This is a genomic window from Pseudoalteromonas sp. NFXS39 (genome assembly GCF_040148775.1).
GTDB lineage: Bacteria > Pseudomonadota > Gammaproteobacteria > Enterobacterales > Alteromonadaceae > Pseudoalteromonas > Pseudoalteromonas apostichopi.
Genome location: NZ_JAGDEC010000007.1, coordinates 205,253 through 223,123 on the forward strand (window position 1 = coordinate 205,253; position 17,871 = coordinate 223,123).

At 37.6% G+C, this 17,871-nt stretch carries 13 protein-coding genes; 9 read left to right on the forward strand and 4 right to left on the reverse strand.

Translation table 11 applies throughout. The features are described from left to right. Positions 1–226: 226 nt before the first annotated feature. Positions 227–1,318 carry a restriction endonuclease subunit S gene (locus J3455_RS14725; RefSeq protein WP_349561967.1) on the reverse strand — a complete coding sequence of 364 codons (1,092 nt, stop codon included), beginning with the start codon at positions 1,316–1,318 and terminating at the stop codon, positions 227–229. Positions 1,319–1,333: 15 nt separating this feature from the next. Further along, positions 1,334–4,195 carry an N-6 DNA methylase gene (locus J3455_RS14730; RefSeq protein WP_349561968.1) on the reverse strand — a complete coding sequence of 954 codons (2,862 nt, stop codon included), beginning with the start codon at positions 4,193–4,195 and terminating at the stop codon, positions 1,334–1,336. A gap of 337 nt (positions 4,196–4,532) precedes the next feature. Here J3455_RS14730 and J3455_RS14735 point away from each other — a divergent pair, with 337 nt between their 5' ends. From J3455_RS14735 to J3455_RS14745, 3 genes are all read left to right on the forward strand, one after another. Continuing rightward, positions 4,533–5,552, forward strand: a complete 1,020-nt coding sequence (locus J3455_RS14735; RefSeq protein ID WP_349561969.1) for a site-specific integrase — start codon at positions 4,533–4,535, stop codon at positions 5,550–5,552. Positions 5,553–5,678: 126 nt separating this feature from the next. Beyond that, positions 5,679–6,764: a tyrosine-type recombinase/integrase gene (locus tag J3455_RS14740; protein ID WP_349561970.1), complete on the forward strand. Its 1,086-nt coding sequence runs from the start codon at positions 5,679–5,681 to the stop codon at positions 6,762–6,764. Then, positions 6,754–7,014 (forward strand): hypothetical protein, encoded by a 261-nt coding sequence (locus J3455_RS14745; protein ID WP_349561971.1) that lies wholly within the window; start codon positions 6,754–6,756, stop codon positions 7,012–7,014. Before J3455_RS14740 ends, J3455_RS14745 begins: the two co-directional genes overlap by 11 nt. Here J3455_RS14745 and J3455_RS14750 read toward each other — a convergent pair. Then, positions 7,006–7,251, reverse strand: a complete 246-nt coding sequence (locus tag J3455_RS14750) for a hypothetical protein (RefSeq protein ID WP_349561972.1) — start codon at positions 7,249–7,251, stop codon at positions 7,006–7,008. The genes J3455_RS14745 and J3455_RS14750 overlap by 9 nt on opposite strands. A gap of 546 nt (positions 7,252–7,797) precedes the next feature. Here J3455_RS14750 and J3455_RS14755 point away from each other — a divergent pair. The 5 genes from J3455_RS14755 to J3455_RS14775 all read left to right on the forward strand — a co-directional run bounded on the left by J3455_RS14755 (position 7,798) and on the right by J3455_RS14775 (position 13,170). Beyond that, positions 7,798–8,676: a hypothetical protein gene (locus tag J3455_RS14755; protein ID WP_349561973.1), complete on the forward strand. Its 879-nt coding sequence runs from the start codon at positions 7,798–7,800 to the stop codon at positions 8,674–8,676. 125 nt (positions 8,677–8,801) lie between these two features. Beyond that, the gene (locus J3455_RS14760) at positions 8,802–9,356 is read left to right on the forward strand and encodes a hypothetical protein (protein ID WP_349561974.1); all 555 of its coding nucleotides are present in this window, start codon (positions 8,802–8,804) and stop codon (positions 9,354–9,356) included. Positions 9,357–9,516: 160 nt separating this feature from the next. Further along, a complete protein-coding gene (locus J3455_RS14765; RefSeq protein WP_349561975.1) occupies positions 9,517–9,981 on the forward strand; it encodes a hypothetical protein in 465 nt (154 codons plus the stop codon). Further along, complete coding sequence (locus J3455_RS14770) at positions 9,981–11,456, forward strand: DUF5906 domain-containing protein (RefSeq protein ID WP_349561976.1); 1,476 nt, start codon at positions 9,981–9,983, stop codon at positions 11,454–11,456. The genes J3455_RS14765 and J3455_RS14770 overlap by 1 nt, the downstream gene beginning before the upstream one ends. A gap of 1 nt (position 11,457) precedes the next feature. Then, complete coding sequence (locus J3455_RS14775) at positions 11,458–13,170, forward strand: DNA polymerase (RefSeq protein WP_349561977.1); 1,713 nt, start codon at positions 11,458–11,460, stop codon at positions 13,168–13,170. A 263-nt stretch (positions 13,171–13,433) separates the two neighbouring features. On the opposite strand, the gene J3455_RS14780 is transcribed toward J3455_RS14775, so the two are convergent. Then, a complete protein-coding gene (locus J3455_RS14780; protein ID WP_349561978.1) occupies positions 13,434–13,625 on the reverse strand; it encodes a hypothetical protein in 192 nt (63 codons plus the stop codon). Positions 13,626–13,799: 174 nt separating this feature from the next. On the opposite strand from J3455_RS14780, the gene J3455_RS14785 reads away from it, so the two are divergent. After that, the gene (locus tag J3455_RS14785; protein ID WP_349561979.1) at positions 13,800–17,726 is read left to right on the forward strand and encodes a hybrid sensor histidine kinase/response regulator transcription factor; all 3,927 of its coding nucleotides are present in this window, start codon (positions 13,800–13,802) and stop codon (positions 17,724–17,726) included. Positions 17,727–17,871: the final 145 nt, after the last annotated feature.

Here is a 17,871-nt window from a genome sequence, read left to right on the forward strand (position 1 = left end):
AGCTAACAATATCCCTAATAGCTAATTAACCATGAACCCTAACCACTTGTATTTAAAGTGCTTTTCAAACAAGGCATACTTATACTTTATAAGTAAGCCTAACTGTAATTTGAACTTAGGCATTTGTTCACTTCTATTAACAAACTGACAACTGCCCTGCTGATTACAAGTCAGTTGCTATCTTATTATAATGCAATGATATTTATGGTTATTTTATGAGTGACAATTAAAATGAATAGTCTTTAATAAGGCTATTTATTTTATTATCAATATCATCTAGTTTATTGTATTGAGTAAGTAATTTTTCTTGAAGCTGAATATCGATATTCCCGTTTAGATCTACAGGAAGGTTTACGCTTATGTTGCTCATTTGCTCCTCGTACAACATCCCTTGAGAACTTTGAGCAACTGCATATTGAGTAAAATATTTATTAAATGCGAAGCGGAACCATTTTAGATTAATAGCTGAACTATTTTTAGGAATTAATACTCCACAGTGATCATTTGGAAAAAAAGGGGAATTTCTGTAGAAAAGTTCACCCGCATTTCCGTCTTTACTCCATGTTATACACTCTTGAGTCTGTATAACTTTTTTATCATTTTTGGTGAAAGTATTTAACCAAGACTTATCCGCGTACCATGCAATCCCTTCATCTTTTGTTTTAGATGTTACAATTGGGAACTTTCCTGGATTACGGTACACTTCTTCTTGGGTTACTCGAACACCTGATGTAATAAAGAAAACTTCTGCCATTTTGAAGCTTTTACTACGATAGCTAATTCTTTTTAAAAGAGATTGCTGTGCATCTTTTTTTATTTTTAACAATGAATTTATTATCGATTGGTTTTTATTATATTCTGCGACGATCTTGTTTTGGAGAGCCTTTGAAGGAATATTAACCGGCACATTTTTCATTTGGACGACTTCTAATTTACCGTTGCCTTCTTTTGCTATTACATGATTGGGAGTTACGGAGTTTAAATAAATCTCTAACCACTTAGGATTTACATCATCAATATACTTTTTTTTGATAGCTGCAATTCCGCACTTTTCTGTAGGTAAAAAGTGATTATTTCTTAGTGTAACCTTACCTGCATACCCATTTGTTACCCAGCTTAAATCGAAAGGCTTTCCTATCGTTTTGTAATTTTTTGCAGCAGTTGGTGATAAGTAACCCATAATCCCGTTGCGGGTAGTGCTTGAAGAAATTATTGGAATACCTGCATCACTAGAGTCTTTATACTTATATAAATCGACCTCATTAATCGTTTGCCCTTTACGCATAGTGCATAATTCACTCATTAGCAGTCTTTTCATTTCGTAATATTCCCTTTAACTACTAAATTGTTTTAGCAAACTTGATAGAGAGTCGATCAATTCCGAGTTTTTAGTTTGCATTTCTTCGATCGAAATTGACTTTGCTTTTACTTTTCTAAAATATTTTTCAGGGCTTAGTACAAGGGTTTTCTTAATATTTTTAACATTTAGATCATATGTTTTTTTCTCGTAAGAATCATACTCTAGATTTAAATCTTGGAAGTATGGCAAGTAATCAATATTTACTTCACCAGTATCAGGGGTGATAATATCATTTATACTCTTAGCTAAATACAACTGAGCAATAATCTTAGTTATTAGGGTAACTGCTTTATCTCTCTCAATTTTTTGATAGGATTGATTTTTTTCCAACCAAAATTTAGGTGTTTTACTAGATAGGTCATATAGTATCCCTATCTTAGATAAAACATGGATGTATGCCTTATTAATTGATGTTCCGTTACTTGAAAGCGTCAATAATTCATGGGGATGCTTGATGATTTGTTCAGTATCTTTACACTCTTCATTTACAAGACTACATAATTCTTTATTTGTAAGTTTTTTAACCAACACTTTATTTTTATTAAGGAATATTTTTAATTCACTGTCGTAATGAATGTTTTGCTTTAAAGCAAGCTGCTCTAAAATATTTTCTTTGTATTCAGTTAATTTCTGTTTTTGAACAGAGCTATTGAAAATAATTTCATAGTTTATTTCATCCAGAATTCGTGAGTTTATCTTACGGACGAGTTCATTTGCTGTTATGGATTTGTAGCTAATGAACTCGTCTTCTAAGATCTGTGATGCTTTAATATATCCATATTTGTCACCTTCTATAATTTCATCCCATTCAGAATAAAAACACTCATTTTCTTGCTGAGTTTTGCGCTTAAATCGCTCGATCAGCAAAGAGTCATTTAAACTTCCATCTATACCTCTCCAACTACTAAACTCATCGTGTAAGTACTTCCCATTTTCATCCATACAGTCAGTTCTAAATCTCTTATCTGAATTTGCATAGCCATCGTTATCGACAATGTAAGCCCATATATCTCCATCTTGTTCAACTTGAGTTAAGTTGTTTAATGGCTTAGAGCGCTTGGTAAAATAAATAGCGTATGTTTTTTCGTGTGTATAAGGGGCAAAAGCGTGTTTCGGCAAACTTACAATTTTGGTCAATTCACAATTAAGAAGAAACCACTCTCGTAAATCTGATAACGTTGTAGCTTCTAATACACCATCAGGAATGATAACCATTGCTTTACCTGTGGGTTTTAGCATATCAACTATTTTTACTAGAAAGTTTACTTCTAATCTCTGATTTCCAATAACTGGGAGAGCTTTTAATTCACCATCTACATATTGAGGGTAATTAACAGTGACCGTACCTTTACCATATGGTGGGTTAGTAATTATGTAATCAAAGGAGTTACTTTTAATTTCTGAATCTTGTAAAGTGTCCGCTTTACGTACGTCTGAAAAGCCATCCCCAGCTAGGTACATGTTTATTTTAGTTCGTGTAACATTCGATGTGTAAATATCATAGCCATGAAAGGAACTGCTTGATAAGTCAGAGAAGTCAATATCTTTAAACTTGTTGATTACTCTAGCTTCTGAAACTAAATGCTTATATAGCTCTGTTATAAAACCACCTGTACCACAGGCTGGATCACATACCTTTTGTGGAGCTATAGCTTTCAGGATGACTTTGCTTTCATCTTTTGGGTTTACTGTTGGCTTCAACTCCCCAATGAAGGAGTTAATATCAATTTCAAACAACTCTATCAGGGTTTTTATTATATGCCTTCTTGTAAAGAATTGACCAAAAGCTTTTTTAGTATTTTTATCCCCTAAAGATTCGTATACTTCACCAAATAGATCTATTTGAGAATGGTGCAGATCATGCAATCTGGAAATTTCTATGTAAATGTTTCTTAGGCATTTAAGCTCGTAGTCACTGGTGAATGTTTTTAAAGTCTTTTCGAAATTGAACGTTTCAATTTGCTCACTATCTTTAATTATGAATAAGTCTTTAAATTCATCTTTCTTTTTTTCTATAATTTTATTTACTGACTGGGTAAGCGCATCTCTTAAATCTTCGTCATCTGCACTGGAATTGTCTTTTGGGTTTTCTTTTGGATTTAGCTCTTCCCATAACTTAAAACCTCGTTCCCCTAATCCTCTATACTTCTCAAGAACAGATTTGAGACCTATGAAAGCTACAGTGAAATCAATAGTTTTTTGATTATCGTTCTGTAGGTCTGTATTTCTATATATGGTTTTGAGATTCCAGACTATATCTTGAATGTTAATTTCTTCTTGTATGTCTTCAACTTTGATTCCATGAACATCCTTATAGTTGTATATAATTTCAACAATTTTTTTAGACGGGAATTTTTCAAGTTCTTCTCCGTTAATAAAGAATGGAACCCATTTCAAAGAAGTATGATCTAAAACTTTAAGCTTCATTTTAGTTCCATTGAAGCCTATTATAATTCGGATATCTTCCCCTTTTTTATTTAACCCTTCCGCATAGAATTGAGCTTCATCAATAGCTTTTTCTATAGGTTCACTAGGTTCTTTATCTTCAATAACTACTCTTAATTGATCATTAATGAAGATTGCGCAATCCAACTTACCATTTCCACTGGTGTTTACTGACTTGCTTGGAATTTTTATATCTGAATTTCTCAACTTGGTAACTGCTAGTTCTACCTCATGGTTATCATAACCAAGGTCATTAAGAAGAATAGATAAAACGAGAGCATCAACATTTGCTTCATTAACATTTATATTTGCAATAAGCTTTAGAACATTTGGTGATAATTGATTAAATTCAGTTTCTGACAATAGCGCTAATTTATTCTCGAGTTTCATTTTCTTTCTTCTTCAGAATATTTTCTGGTGAAATGCTATCAAAAGAAAAAAAATAATGATATGTCCAAATGAATTCCCTTGGTGTGTTTGGCTAAAAAACATACTAAAGGATTAATTATCCTTTGCTAACTTAAATATCTTGTTATTTAAAACTTACGCTTAATAAAAGTTTGCATGTTTTTTACTAAAACTTTTGACAACAAAGCTAATACGCTTGGTAGTTAAATGGTGTAATCTAGAGCATTTGTAACTATAGAAAAGAAGGCAAACTCTGCCCGTTGTCCTACCTAAATTTTGACCGGATAGTTACCCTAAATGATTGCTAAAGGTCTTTCAGATGTCTGTATACAAGCGTAATAATTCCAAGTTTTACTATTGCGAAATTACCATCAATGGCAAAACAGTTATCCGCAGTACAAAAACTACAAAAAAATCGCTTGCCCTTCGGTTTGAAAGCCAACTTAGAGAGACGATGTACCGTCAGCATGTATTAGGTGATAGACCGACTATCACTTTAGCTGAAGCAATACAGGAATACGCAAGTAGTAAGAGAGGTTCGGTCAACCAACAAAATCTTGATACACAAATTAGAACGCTGAATGCTCAACTATCTCGTGTTTATTCACTCCAAGCGGATTTACATGGCTTAAATGGTGGCCACTTAACGAGGTTAGTATCGCTTAGACGCAAAGATGGAGTTACAGAAGGCACTATCAGGTTAATGCTTACCACTTTAAAAGGGGTTGTTAATTGGTCAAAATCAGCCGGTTATTTGCAACCAGAAAATCTTGTAATACCTAAACTACGTGTTAATAATCAACGAACTAGAACCTTGTCTAATCAGGAAGAAGTTCAGCTACTCGAACGATTGAAACTGAACAAAAATCCAGATGATTATGATCTGGTAGTTTTATTGCTGGATACTGCGGCTAGATTAAATGAAATCCAACAATTACATTGGGAATCTGTCGATTTAGAAACAGCTGAACTTCACTTGTGGCGAACTAAAACAAATACGGCATCTGTACTGAAACTTACAGAGCGTTCATTAAATATTTTAAAACGTCGATATGAATCAAGCTCCCAAAAAGAACTCGTATTCCCATCAAAAGCAGGGGGCTTACGCAGAACTACACCTAAATCTATTCAAAAGGTATATAAAGAGCTTGGTTTGGACGGATTTTGCACTCACTCCATTCGCCACACAACGGCTTCTAAATTAGTAAAGAATGGCATGAGTTTATTTGCAGTATCTAAACTTTTAGGACACTCAAATATTTCAATGTCACAGCGCTATTCTCACTTGGAGCAAAAGGCTGTAGCAAATCAAGCAGTTGAAATTCTCAATAACAATTAATAACTTAACTTGGCACTGAACACGGATAAAAGTTTCGCCGAGATCTGGTAAGCCCGTTGAACTCAAACATAAATAGCTATGAAGCTGTATGACTTGGTACGAGTCAATTTAATAGGATTTATGATTATGAGTATATTTAAAAGAAACGGTGTTGGTAACTACTACATCCAGTTTAATTTTAACGGAAAAACCTACTGTAAAAGTTCAAAAACATCAAATAAGCGTACAGCAGAACGTATGGAGCGAGAATGGCGCGATGAACTGCATAAGATTGACGAATTGGGAGAGCGACCAAGAATTACATTACGCGAAGCTCTGAATGGATACCTTGATGAAAAACAAGGTACAGGAAGCCAAAACTATGCATTTACCAACGTCAAAACAGTAACCGAGCGAGTTAATGTTGATGTTTATGTAGACCAGATTCGTGACTCAGATTTAACTAAATTTAAGGTGTCGCGTGAAAAGGAAGGTATAGCACCACAAACTATTAAACATAATTTTCAGGCCATTAGAAGTGCTGTAAATTGGGCTAAAGAGCATGGTTACAGTGTGAAAGAAGTATCGTTCCCTAAAATTAAGTTACCTAAGCATCGCTTACGTTACTTATCCCACGAAGAAGAAGCAAGGTTGCTTACCGAATTAGATCCTAAGCGTAAACGCCCGTTTCGCCCCGATTATGAGTACAGAACTGCGGAAGAAAACCGTCGATATCAAGATAATTACGATTTGGTTGTCTGCCTTCTTGATACTGGAGCGCGATACTCAGAAATTGCTGCTATTAAGTGGGATTCAATAAATATTAAAGAAAGTACATTGAACTTATGGCGACCAAAGGTCAGGAACGAATCTATTATCTACATGACAAACCGAGTTAAAGAAATTTTTAAACGTCGATTCGAAAATCGGTTGTCTGAAGAATTTGTATTTACGAACTCAAAAGGTCAACTAAGAGGTTATCAAGCCAAGGGTATTAGAGCTGCGATCAAACGTGCTGGCATTGAAAATTTTAAAATTCACGATTTGCGTCACACCTGTGCAAGTCGCTTGGTTCAAGCCGGGCTAAATTTGTATGAGGTAAAAGAAGTGCTAGGTCACACAGATATCAAGACAACGCAAATCTACGCCCACCTAGAACGAAAAGATATTACAGCCAAAGCACGTGATATTTTGGAACGATTACAACCAATTGGAGGTAACCATGTTGCTTAACGATGTTTTACATGAATCATCAGTTGGCTGGTGGAATAAAGCGCTGTATATACTTGATAAATTGTTTGGTTTTGAATCTGACGGTAATTCTAAACTGAAGCGGGTTAAACAAGTGTTCGATCAGAAATCGGGAGAACATGTTATTTACTTGGAATATCGTGTTAAAGCCTCAAATCAATCGCCGATTCAAACAACTTTAACTCGTAAACCCAAAGTGAAAGCTGACAAAAAGGCTAAGGGTTCAAAGTAACATTTGAACCCCATTACCCCAACAATATAAATGTCCATTTGCCAGACGAGTATTATCTGAAGCTTTACAGTACCAGCCAAGTAATACACCGTCCGTTCTTCTTGCTTCAATACGATTACCAACATCAGTAATTCGCCCGACCAGTTGACCACTTGGTAGTCGTATTTGCTTTTCTATCATCAGTTCCACCTCGCAAATTAATAAATTTATCTTCAGCAAGACTTGATTAATTTTCAACTGTTGCCTGATTTCCCGTACCTTGTAGATACTCAAATAAAAATTTATTGAAGACAGTTATGGTCAAAACAAAGAAAGACTTATCCGAAACCAAGATGGATAAAGCTACTCGAGTTTACTTAAAGATGATCCCCCAGGATAGCATCAGGCGGAAGGATATTATTGCTGCATTTATAAGTACCTGCGGTTTAACCCCAGCAGGAGCTTCAACGTATTACCAAAAGATCAAGAAGAAACAAGCCCACAGGAATTTTTAAGAATATGTTGGTTGTGTCCAACCAACAGGTGTACGTGAGTTGTTCCAACTCCCATCACCTGCTTATCTGGATTGCATACTTCATATACTCCACACAAAGCGAGTTTTAACTAAAATACGCAACTGCTAAAAAATTAATTAATAAAAAAGCAAAATACTGGAGTATATACAGTATATGGATTTAAGATCATGCAGCTGCTATTCATCCCGTATAAAATGCGATTATTGTAAATACCAGCGGATTTAATCAACTAAGCATTCTCGACGCCATCAAGTATAGGAGCCGTAACTTGTATTCCCTGCAACACATCATCGATCAAACCACTACCTTAGAGCAAATCAAGCAAGGTTTATCAACTAATCAACAAGATCACTTTATTTCCTTAATTGATGATGCATTAACCATCATCTTTGGAAATGAAGAGTCAGATATTGAAACCTTGGAAATACTGGTTGAGCAGTTGGAAAGCGTTAAAAACGTTGGTTTTGATGATGACCGAATGAATGACGAATACTACCAAACGGAAGCTATGGAGCTTGGTGGCTTAAGTTGCGGATTAAAGGCTTATATTGACACCAACCAACCTGTTATAGAAAGCACTCATTTAGCCATCTACGTATTAATCCAATGCATTGAAGTGCTAAACCTATCAGCTACCGACAACGCGCTGATACTTAATTTATACAAACAAGCAATAGAAGCTCTCACTATTGCTCGTTACGCTACTGCCTATCTAGACTTGTGTCACAATCACTATGTAGAAATACACCGCGACCGCCTTAAAAAAGAACATAACATTAGCTTAAGTAACCGAGTTAAAGCCCAAGCAAAACAACAGAAAGATTTAGCAAAGAGAGAAAAATATGCAGACAAAGTCTATGAAATAGCACTTAAGGTTTGGAGTATAGAAGCATATGTTCCAGTGGGGGCTTTGGCTGAAGAAATTAACAATCAAGTTTATGTCAATAGTGACGCAGCTAACAAAGGTTATTTAAAAATGGATGACAGCAAACTTAAACAGTATTTTAAAAACCAACCCGAAACACCGTCAACTGCAATATTGAAAGGTCCTCCCAGTAGCAAACGAACTCATAAACAATACGAAGGATTACATTTTATCGATTTCGTTCCGCGGCTTGTTAAAGAAAACTTAGTACCTCTAGATTAACACTTCATAAAAATAAGTATCCGAGCTGCCCACCTAACAATGGGCAGTCACACTACTTGTCATTTTTCAAATCTCTAAGATGTGTCCCTGTCGAAAGCAAACAACGTTATCTAAGGAGATACAAAATGACGACACAATCTACACTAAACACTGACCCTACCAACATTAACGCCGTAAGTAATTTCTTTGAGCAATCAGAAGCCGCTTATGAAGCTATGGTGTCAATTGTTGGCGAACCGCTACGTCAAATACTTGAACCATATTGGTTAACCGCTAACCCTGACACCAATAAGCTAAGGTTAAAGTTATTTTCCGCGCCCATTTCGCTAGAAATGACATTCTGGGAATGGATAGCATTAATCCTAGAGCCTCAGCTAAATGGCGAGTTTGAAGGGCTTCAGATCATCGATACTTACTTTCAAGGTCAGAAGTTGTATGACTTAAGCCACTTAGATTCTGCTGAGTTATCCAGCATTGTCCTGTGTTATCAGCTCGACGAAGACGGTGAGCGCATAGAAGGTGCTAACGATCTGGAAATCAGTGTTTACTGGCATAAAGATATGACGCAAACCAATGATGTGCTGTTAATCGAAAAGCTTTTTACCGACATGGTGAAGCGTGACTTTACGATTGAACATTTAGACCACTACCTAGCGTTAATTGGCAATCCAGACGAATAACGCTCCAGCGTACCGCTTAACAAACTTAACTCGTAATAAAAACCGCGCAGTTGCTCTGAAACCGAGTAAGGGACAGCTGCGCCTAAAAACCGCCGATTTCGGCAAATTTAACCGCTTAATTACGTTAATTGGGCACAAAGTCAACAAGAGGATAATCACCATGACTTTTAACAAAGCAAAACTAGTAGCTGCCATCGAAGCAGGTATCAACCAAGACGCCAACCAAGTTGAGGTTGAAGCTGCTACTACCGACATAATTAGCGACGAAAGGCCGCTAACCTTAGAGGAAGTCAAAGACCGTATGACAAGCTTCAACGACACTGAGCGACCTGTAAAAATTCGCAACGTCGAGTACTTCGAAGCCTTGTCGAAAAACAACAACCCCTACGTAAAAATACGTTGGCAGAGTATGTACCTTGATACTAAATCGTCCGAATGGCGAGATAAAAAAGGTGTCATTTTTGATGGTCAAGGCAAGTTGGTACACGACTACCTTGTAGAGTTTGGTATCAATGAAGAAGACACTTACATAGTCCGTAGTAAAAAGGTGAAGGGCAATGATGGCAGGGAATTCAGCCAATGGGTTAGCTTCTGTCATATTGATGCGTACGACGAGGTTGCGTAATGGTTCAGATAACGAAGCATACTCAGGAACGTCTGCACACTTTAAAGCGTGATGACACTGATAGCTTGTTAATTGCAAAACGAGAGTGTGCCAGAAAAGGCATTCCTTGGGACGAGGCGCTCGATTGCATACCTAAAGCGATTTATGATTCGTTATCTCCCGCTCAGCTAGCAATAGCTGAGTCGGGACTCGAATCCAGTGTTATATCTCCCGAGTTAAATAGCGACAACCCTATCTCGATGCACTATGCGGCGAGCTATTTTCTATCCAACTTCAAACAAAGCGAAGTCAATGGGCAACTAGTTACTTATGAAGTGATTTCAGAGCAAGATAAGACCTTGCAACCTATCTTAGAAAAGGAAATTGATAAAATACTTGCGTGTGAAATATCGACTCGTTGGTTACAGGAGTTAGGTGTTCCACTACCACCACGCAAAGCTAATGAATTGGTTAAGTATTGGCTCAATCATACCGAGTTAGTTGCCGAGCCAGTTATCATGGGATTGCCTGGTGATGATAATTGGTGTCTGCATCGCAGCAAATACTTTCCAGATCCAAACGTAGAATTCCCCACATGGCAGCGAATACTTGACAGAATGAGCGACCCAGTTGCTTTTGCTGCATGGCAGTACGGTGTCTACACTGGCAACTATCAAGGGCGACAAATGTTATGGATGCATGGCGAAAATGGCGAAGAAGGAAAATCGGCAATTGCCCGTATTATTGGGCAAGAACTCTATGGGCCCGCTCACAACGCCATATCCAACGCATCGATAAACTCGAATGAAAAGCGGTTTCTAAATAGTCATTTTGAACATGCCGCGTTAGTGATTTATCCCGATGCTAGCAACCGTAAGTGCTTGTCTAGTGAAGAATTTAAAACACTGGCAAGTGCAGGATCTGATCCTGTACTGATAGAGCGTAAAGGCAAGCAGGCTTACACGGCTTACTTAAATGCCAGAATGTGGATATGCTCAAATTTCTCACCAGAAGTCACTAGTGATAATTTCATGACCAGTCGTCTATTGTATATAAGCATTTCGCCTATGGTGGACGAAAAACCTGACCCAACAGTGAAGGAAAGGTTGAAGGCGGAGTTATCAGGCTTTTTAGCTTATGCAGAGCAATGTTACGAAGAACGTTGCCCTGACAACTACCGCATACAAACTGATACAGATAATGATATAAAAGCACTGACAGAGCAGTACTTTGAACACTTTGACATTATTTTCAGTAAACACTGGCAAGTAGACGAGCAATCAGAAGTTGCAGCTTCAATTATTAAAGAAAAATTGAAAGTAGAAGGACTACAAAGCAAGCCTCAGTATGATCAGTTTGTTGATTGGTTGGTTAATCGAAAAGGAGCAAGGTGGAAAAAGCGCTCTGAAGAGAATGGCCGTATTTTCTACGCAGGCATTGCGCCAGCCGAAGGTAGGCGGCTTAGCCTTGACGAAGTAATGACAATGGAGTCGTGATATGGATATCCTCTCCGTTTCTATCCGAAGCGATATAAGCAGCAATGGCTACCAGTTAGAATATTGCTGCGGTATATCACCAATGGTAAATCAGGTAAGTGTCTATTGCCGATCAGGTAGTGAGTTAGAGATAAGACTTACAAAATTACAGCTACAGCACCCTAAAGCTATATGGTTAACTTCTGATTTAACTGCTCTAGTCAAAACTGCATTAGAAACAGGCTTTCAGTTGACCCAAGTGCCTTTGATTGACTTAACCGCTGAAGCCAAAATGTTGATGCTAACGCATCCAAAGTATCAATCTGCAGACCTCAGTATAGAAAACGCGTATCACGTTTTTAATGTGAAATTGGAGACAAGCCACAGCCATAGACAAACAATCCTCTTTAAGCGAGTTTTAGACCTGTTAAATGCAACGCTACAGGATTTAATAAGAACTAATGCCATTATTCAACAAATGGTCATTCGAGGTGAGTATATAAAGGCCATCGTTAAACTGGATAAACAAGGGGCTGGCTTTCCAATAGATCAAGATAAACTCAATGACTGGTTCGTTAACCAAGCGGATACCATTGATAGAATTCAGCAGAAAGTAAATGATGTATATGGTGAGATTTATGTAACGACCTCTGACAATAAAGGCCGAAAACTGAGCCATGAGAGGCTAAAGCTATTAGCTAATATTAACAATATACCATGGCAAACGTGGGGCAATGGTAGTTATTTAAACTTAGATAAGAGCTACTTAAAAGAATTGGCAAATCACCACCCAGATTTAACCATGTTTTATCAGTCGATTACTTTCATCAACGCTATTAATTCAAGCGATTTAAGACAGCTAAGCAACGATGGGTATATCAAACCAAGCTTGTTTTTAATGAGTCAGAAAACAGGTCGTAACAGCCCTAAACCATCGGAAGGATACTTGTTAAATGCAGGGGCTTGGATACGCTCTCTTATCACTCCAAAACCTGACCACTGCGTTATTGCAATTGACTGGTGCCAACAAGAAATTGGTATTGCTGCGGTGTTATCGGGTGATCAGAAATTGATGCAGGCATACAACACAGTAGATGGCGATGTGTATATTGCTTTAGCAAAGCAAGCGGGTTTTGCTCCACCTAGTGCTACAAAATATACTCATCCTGAAGTACGACAAATATTTAAAACTGTACAAATCGGATTAGGGTATGGCAAAACAGTCTGGTCATTAGCAAAAGATATTAAAGCTATTTCAACCAACCTTTCGATGGCACAAGCTTATAACAAAGCACAGCAAATTCATGATTGGCATAAGGAAACATTCTCAGCCTACTGGCAATGGATAAACGCTGGCATCAACCGAGCCCGAGAGCAAAGATTCATGCAATCACAGGATGGTTGGACTTACTTTGTCGACGATAGGATAAAAGATACGCAACTTCTTAATTTTCCAATGCAATCCAATGGCGCAGCATTAATGCGCGTAGCTATCACAGAGTTAGCTAAGTACGATGACATTGACTTTATCTGCACACAGCATGATGCAATTTATGTTAATGTAACTGTTACGGAGCAATCGCAGGTAATAGATAAAATTCAGACGGCAATGGATTTTGCCTGCAATGAGTTATTTGACGGTAAACTTTTATTACGGACAGAAGTCAGTATTTACCATGAAAATAACCCGATAATACAATGTGGGGATATACCAGATATACTCCATCAAATTTAGATTTTTGATAAAAACCTGATTGTTTCTAGCCGTATTTTAAAAACTAAAGAACACTTGAGTATATCTGGTATTAAACCTGAATCAGTTGGTTCAAGGCTTCTCTTTACTGGGCACTACCGTGGGATCCGTACGCGGATATTCTTTGATATGAGCATTAGGTACTTACTGTGTCTTGTTAAAGAAATCAACGGATCTGGATATCCTTTCAGGTGAAATAAACTCTGCACCAAATTATTCGGGTTCAGGCTAAGCAGGTGGGCTTTCTATGAGCTTTTGAAGTTTTTTACTGCTTGCTCAATTTTTGAATGCAGCGAATTAAGTTGGTCGTCATCCAATAGCTCAATACCAGCAATGTTTTCCAAAATAAGACCAATATGCTCACTAATATCATCGTTAAGATTACCTGATTCAATCAACATTTCGGCTATCTGGTTGATCTGATTGTTCGTTAGCATGATGTCTCCTTATTGATACCATATAACCTTCCTGTGGTTTCGATTTTGAGACAACGATATTCTGGTGTTTTGTCGGATACCGACATGACTGTGTCGGTTAAGTGTATGAGACCGAGTAAGAAATAAAGTATGATTTGCTTATCATTATAATAATTCTAAAAACTTAACTTGATTATGGCGTTACTACAGACGGTTTTACTTTTTATATTCATCTATTCGGCATCATCAGCCGCGCAATTTTTACCGAACCCTAACTACACCAGCTATAACATTGAAGATGGTTTATCAAATAGTATGGTATACACCATTGCTCAAGATGGTGATGGTTACATGTGGTTTGGGACTGAGGATGGACTGAACCGTTTTGATGGCCAGAATTTCAAGGTATACCGCTATGATCCGACAGATGCAAATAGCTTGGTGGGAAATAGTATTAATCAAGTTTATCTGGCACCTGACAATTCGCTATGGATAGCTACCCATAATGGGATCAGCCAATACCATAAAGAGTCAGATAGTTTTACCAGCTATGATAGCTCAAAAGGTCTGTCTCACAACAATATTCAATCAGTACTGAAAGTAGGTAATGAGCTATGGTTAGGAACAGATAATGGGTTAAATGTAGTTAACATAACTACGCAAGAGGTATCGACTTTGCCTGTCAGTGATAATGGTAATGGAACCAATCATAAATCAATTCGTTCATTGGCAAGACAAAGTAATTATATTTGGATTGCGACTTGGGGTGGCGGTTTAAATCGATATGACCTTACGTTAAAACGCTTTGATTACTTTCGTCATGATTCGAATGATGATCGCAGCCTGAGTGCTGATACTGTATATACCGTATTTAATACGACTGAGGATGAAATTTGGCTTGGAACAGTTCAAGGTGGCTTAAGCCGATTTATCGCTAATTGTGAGTGCTTTGAACGATTAAATCCAAATCCAGACTATCAGCAATTGACTGTACCTAACTTGGCTGAGGGCGCAGATTCGCTGTGGATTGCAACCAATAATGGCCTGAGTCAATTTTCGTTCAAAACCCAAACGTTCAGCAATTACCCAATGCTTAAACCTTATGAGCTTGGCAATATCACCCGCGATGTTCGCTCAGTGTTTATAAGTCGTGATGGCACTATTTGGCTGGGCAGTTTTCAAGGTGGTGTGATAGCCATTCCGGCTAATGGTTTTGCAATTCAAACTTATCAGTATTCAGAACAGGCTCAAAATAGCCTTTTATCAGATGATATAAATTCATTGATGCTCAACAATGGTTATCTCTGGACTGGGGCTGTCGGTGGGCTATACCGCTACCCAATTTCAGATAATGGTAGGTTGGGTAAAGCTGAGTCGGTATTGGAAACCTTCACCTTAAAAATAGAACCATCTAAAGACGGCAGTTTTTGGTTGGCGACAAACAATGGCTTGTATCACCTTGATGCCGCATTGAATACAATCTCACACAATGACCATTCCAAATTAATACCTGATATTGCTGGGGAAGGCGCAGTTTTAGATGTAGTTGAAACTACACAAGGCCAGATCTTTGTGGCGAATTGGCGTGGAGGATTAACAACGCTGGTGGATGAAAGTCAGGGCGATTTTAAGCAAGTGGGTGTTAGTGGTGATGCACGAGGTATCAAAGCAAACGCCAATATTTATGCACTTGCAGAAGGCCAGAGCAACCAACTTTGGATTGGTACGATGGACGGAGTAAATCGTTATGATATTGAAAGTGATGTAATTCACCACTACCCACTACAATTAAGCGATAACCAGCCCCAAGTTACTGTGTACTATGTGTATATAGATGATGCAGAGCTATACCTTGGCACCAGCAACGGAGTTTATCAATATCAATCATCTTCAGATACGTTTAAGCACTATCCGTTACCGCTAAAAAGTCACTACATTCAGGCTATAACAAAGGAGTCGCAAAACATTTTTTGGTTATCGACGTTTAATGGTCTGTATCGTTGGAATAAATCAACGAATCAACTAAAAGCATTCTTTAAACGCGATGGGTTACAAAGTAGTGAGTTTAATACCAAAGGTGTTGCAACTGGAGTTGATGGAAGCCTTTATTTTTCAGGTATTGATGGTGTTTCAAAAATTATTCCAGAGCGATTACTACAAGGTGATTCTGCCGCTAGTTTGAGATGGATTTCACCCGATAGCAAAGCATTAGTTAGCGCTCCCCTTAGTTTAGAGTTCATGGCGTCAACAGACACGATTGCACTTGAGTACTTCGTTGATGATTTCTTTCAACCCAAACAACGTCAATTTAGGTATCGTTTAAATGAAGGTAAGTGGATTAATAATGGTAATGCTAGCAGTATTCAACTCAGTGGTTTAGCAAAAGGCTTGTATCGCATTGAACTCCAATATTCACACGATGGAATAGAATGGAATAATGCACAAAGTGACGTAAACATCTTGGTAAGCCCACCTTATTATCAGTCAGATATTGCACTAACCTTATATTTCTTATTATTGATATTCACAGGCTATGGTTATTATCGGTATCGAACAAGCTTTCTATTAAGGCAAAAAGCGCAACTTCAGAAAACAGTAGATGAAAAAACGGCTGAGCTAGCTTCTACGTTGGATCAAAAAAATCAGCTGTTTGCCAATATATCTCACGAGCTTAGAACTCCTATTACTTTAATCAATGCACCAATTGAACAATTAGCTCAACAACCTAATTTAACTGAGCAGCAGCAAAAGCTTATTCATTTGGCTAAGAATAATGGCAAGCGATTATTTAGCTTGGTTGAGCGGATATTACACCTTAGTAAAGTTGAACAAAAACAAAAGCACATAGAGCCTATAAATATTGATGACTTACTTATACGTTATGTGATTGCCTTTGAGCCTTTGATGCAGAAAAAAAAGATTGAATTACATCAACATCTTAATAGCAATGCAATCATAGAAGCAGATAAAGAAGATCTGGTTTCGATACTTGAAAACCTACTTTCCAACGCATTGAAATACACAAGTGCTGAAGGTTGGGTAAAACTCGATTCAACGTTGGTCGATGGTAAATATCAGCTCATTATTGAGAATCAACACTCAGGATTAGCAAATGAGCAAACAAAAAAAATATTCGATCGATTCGAACGATTAGGTCAACCCGATTCTGAACAAGGGTTTGGTTTGGGTTTATCGCTGGTACGAGATATATGTAGCCAAAACGGTTGGAAGATAACCTGCTTAAGTAAAACAGGTTCAGTCACTTTTAGTTTAACCATTAATGATTTTTGCATAGAAAGCAACCAAGAGTCTCCAGCTCAAAGGCAAATAATAGAGCTTGGTGCTGGTAAAGCAACATCTAGCAATCAAGAACAACAATCACTGCTGATTGTCGAAGACAATGATGAACTACGAGGTTTCTTGGTCGATTTACTATCAAGCGATTATAAAACATTCAATGCAGCTAATGGTTCAAAAGGGTTAGAGCTCGCCATTGAACACATTCCAGATTTGATAATCTCAGATGTCATGATGCCAGAAATGGATGGTTTCTCGTTAGTTAAAGCCTTTGCTGAGCATGATAATACCAGTCATATTCCTGCCATTTTATTAACAGCCAAAGCGGATGAAGAAAGCGAATTAAAAGGGCTCGAATTGGGGGCGGTGGACTACATAGCAAAACCTTTTGAAGCTCGGCAATTGCTCCTAAAAGTTAAAAATACACTGGAGCGCCAAAAGCTAAGATTTAAAACTCAGCAAAATCTAGATGACCCTATTGAAAGCATTGTTAGCGAACGCGATCAAAAATTCATTGAGCGTTTAAATCAGCTAGTCGAGAAGAACTATGCTGACAGTGAGTTCTGTGTTGAAAAGCTAGTTGATTCGTTTGCCATGAGTGAAAGGCAGTTACAACGAAAGCTAAAGGCACTATTCAACCAAACGCCAGCCGAGTACATTCGAAATTACCGATTGCTAAAAGCAAAGGAATTGTTAATTGAAGGCAAATCTATTTCGCTGACTTCTGATTTAGTTGGCTTTAATTCTTCCAGTTATTTTAGCCGAAGTTTTAAAACGGCTTTCGGGCAGTCGCCAAAAGAGTTTATAACTCAGTCACCTAAGTAAAATACATAGCTGATATTGTAAAAAAGTCGGCTATGTACACCTATCTGTCGGATTCGTTCACCTCCAATTGATTGAATTTACTTACCTTTATTGTTGTTTCCTTTTCACTAGAGTGAAGGGAAGCTTAATTAAAAATACAATCAAA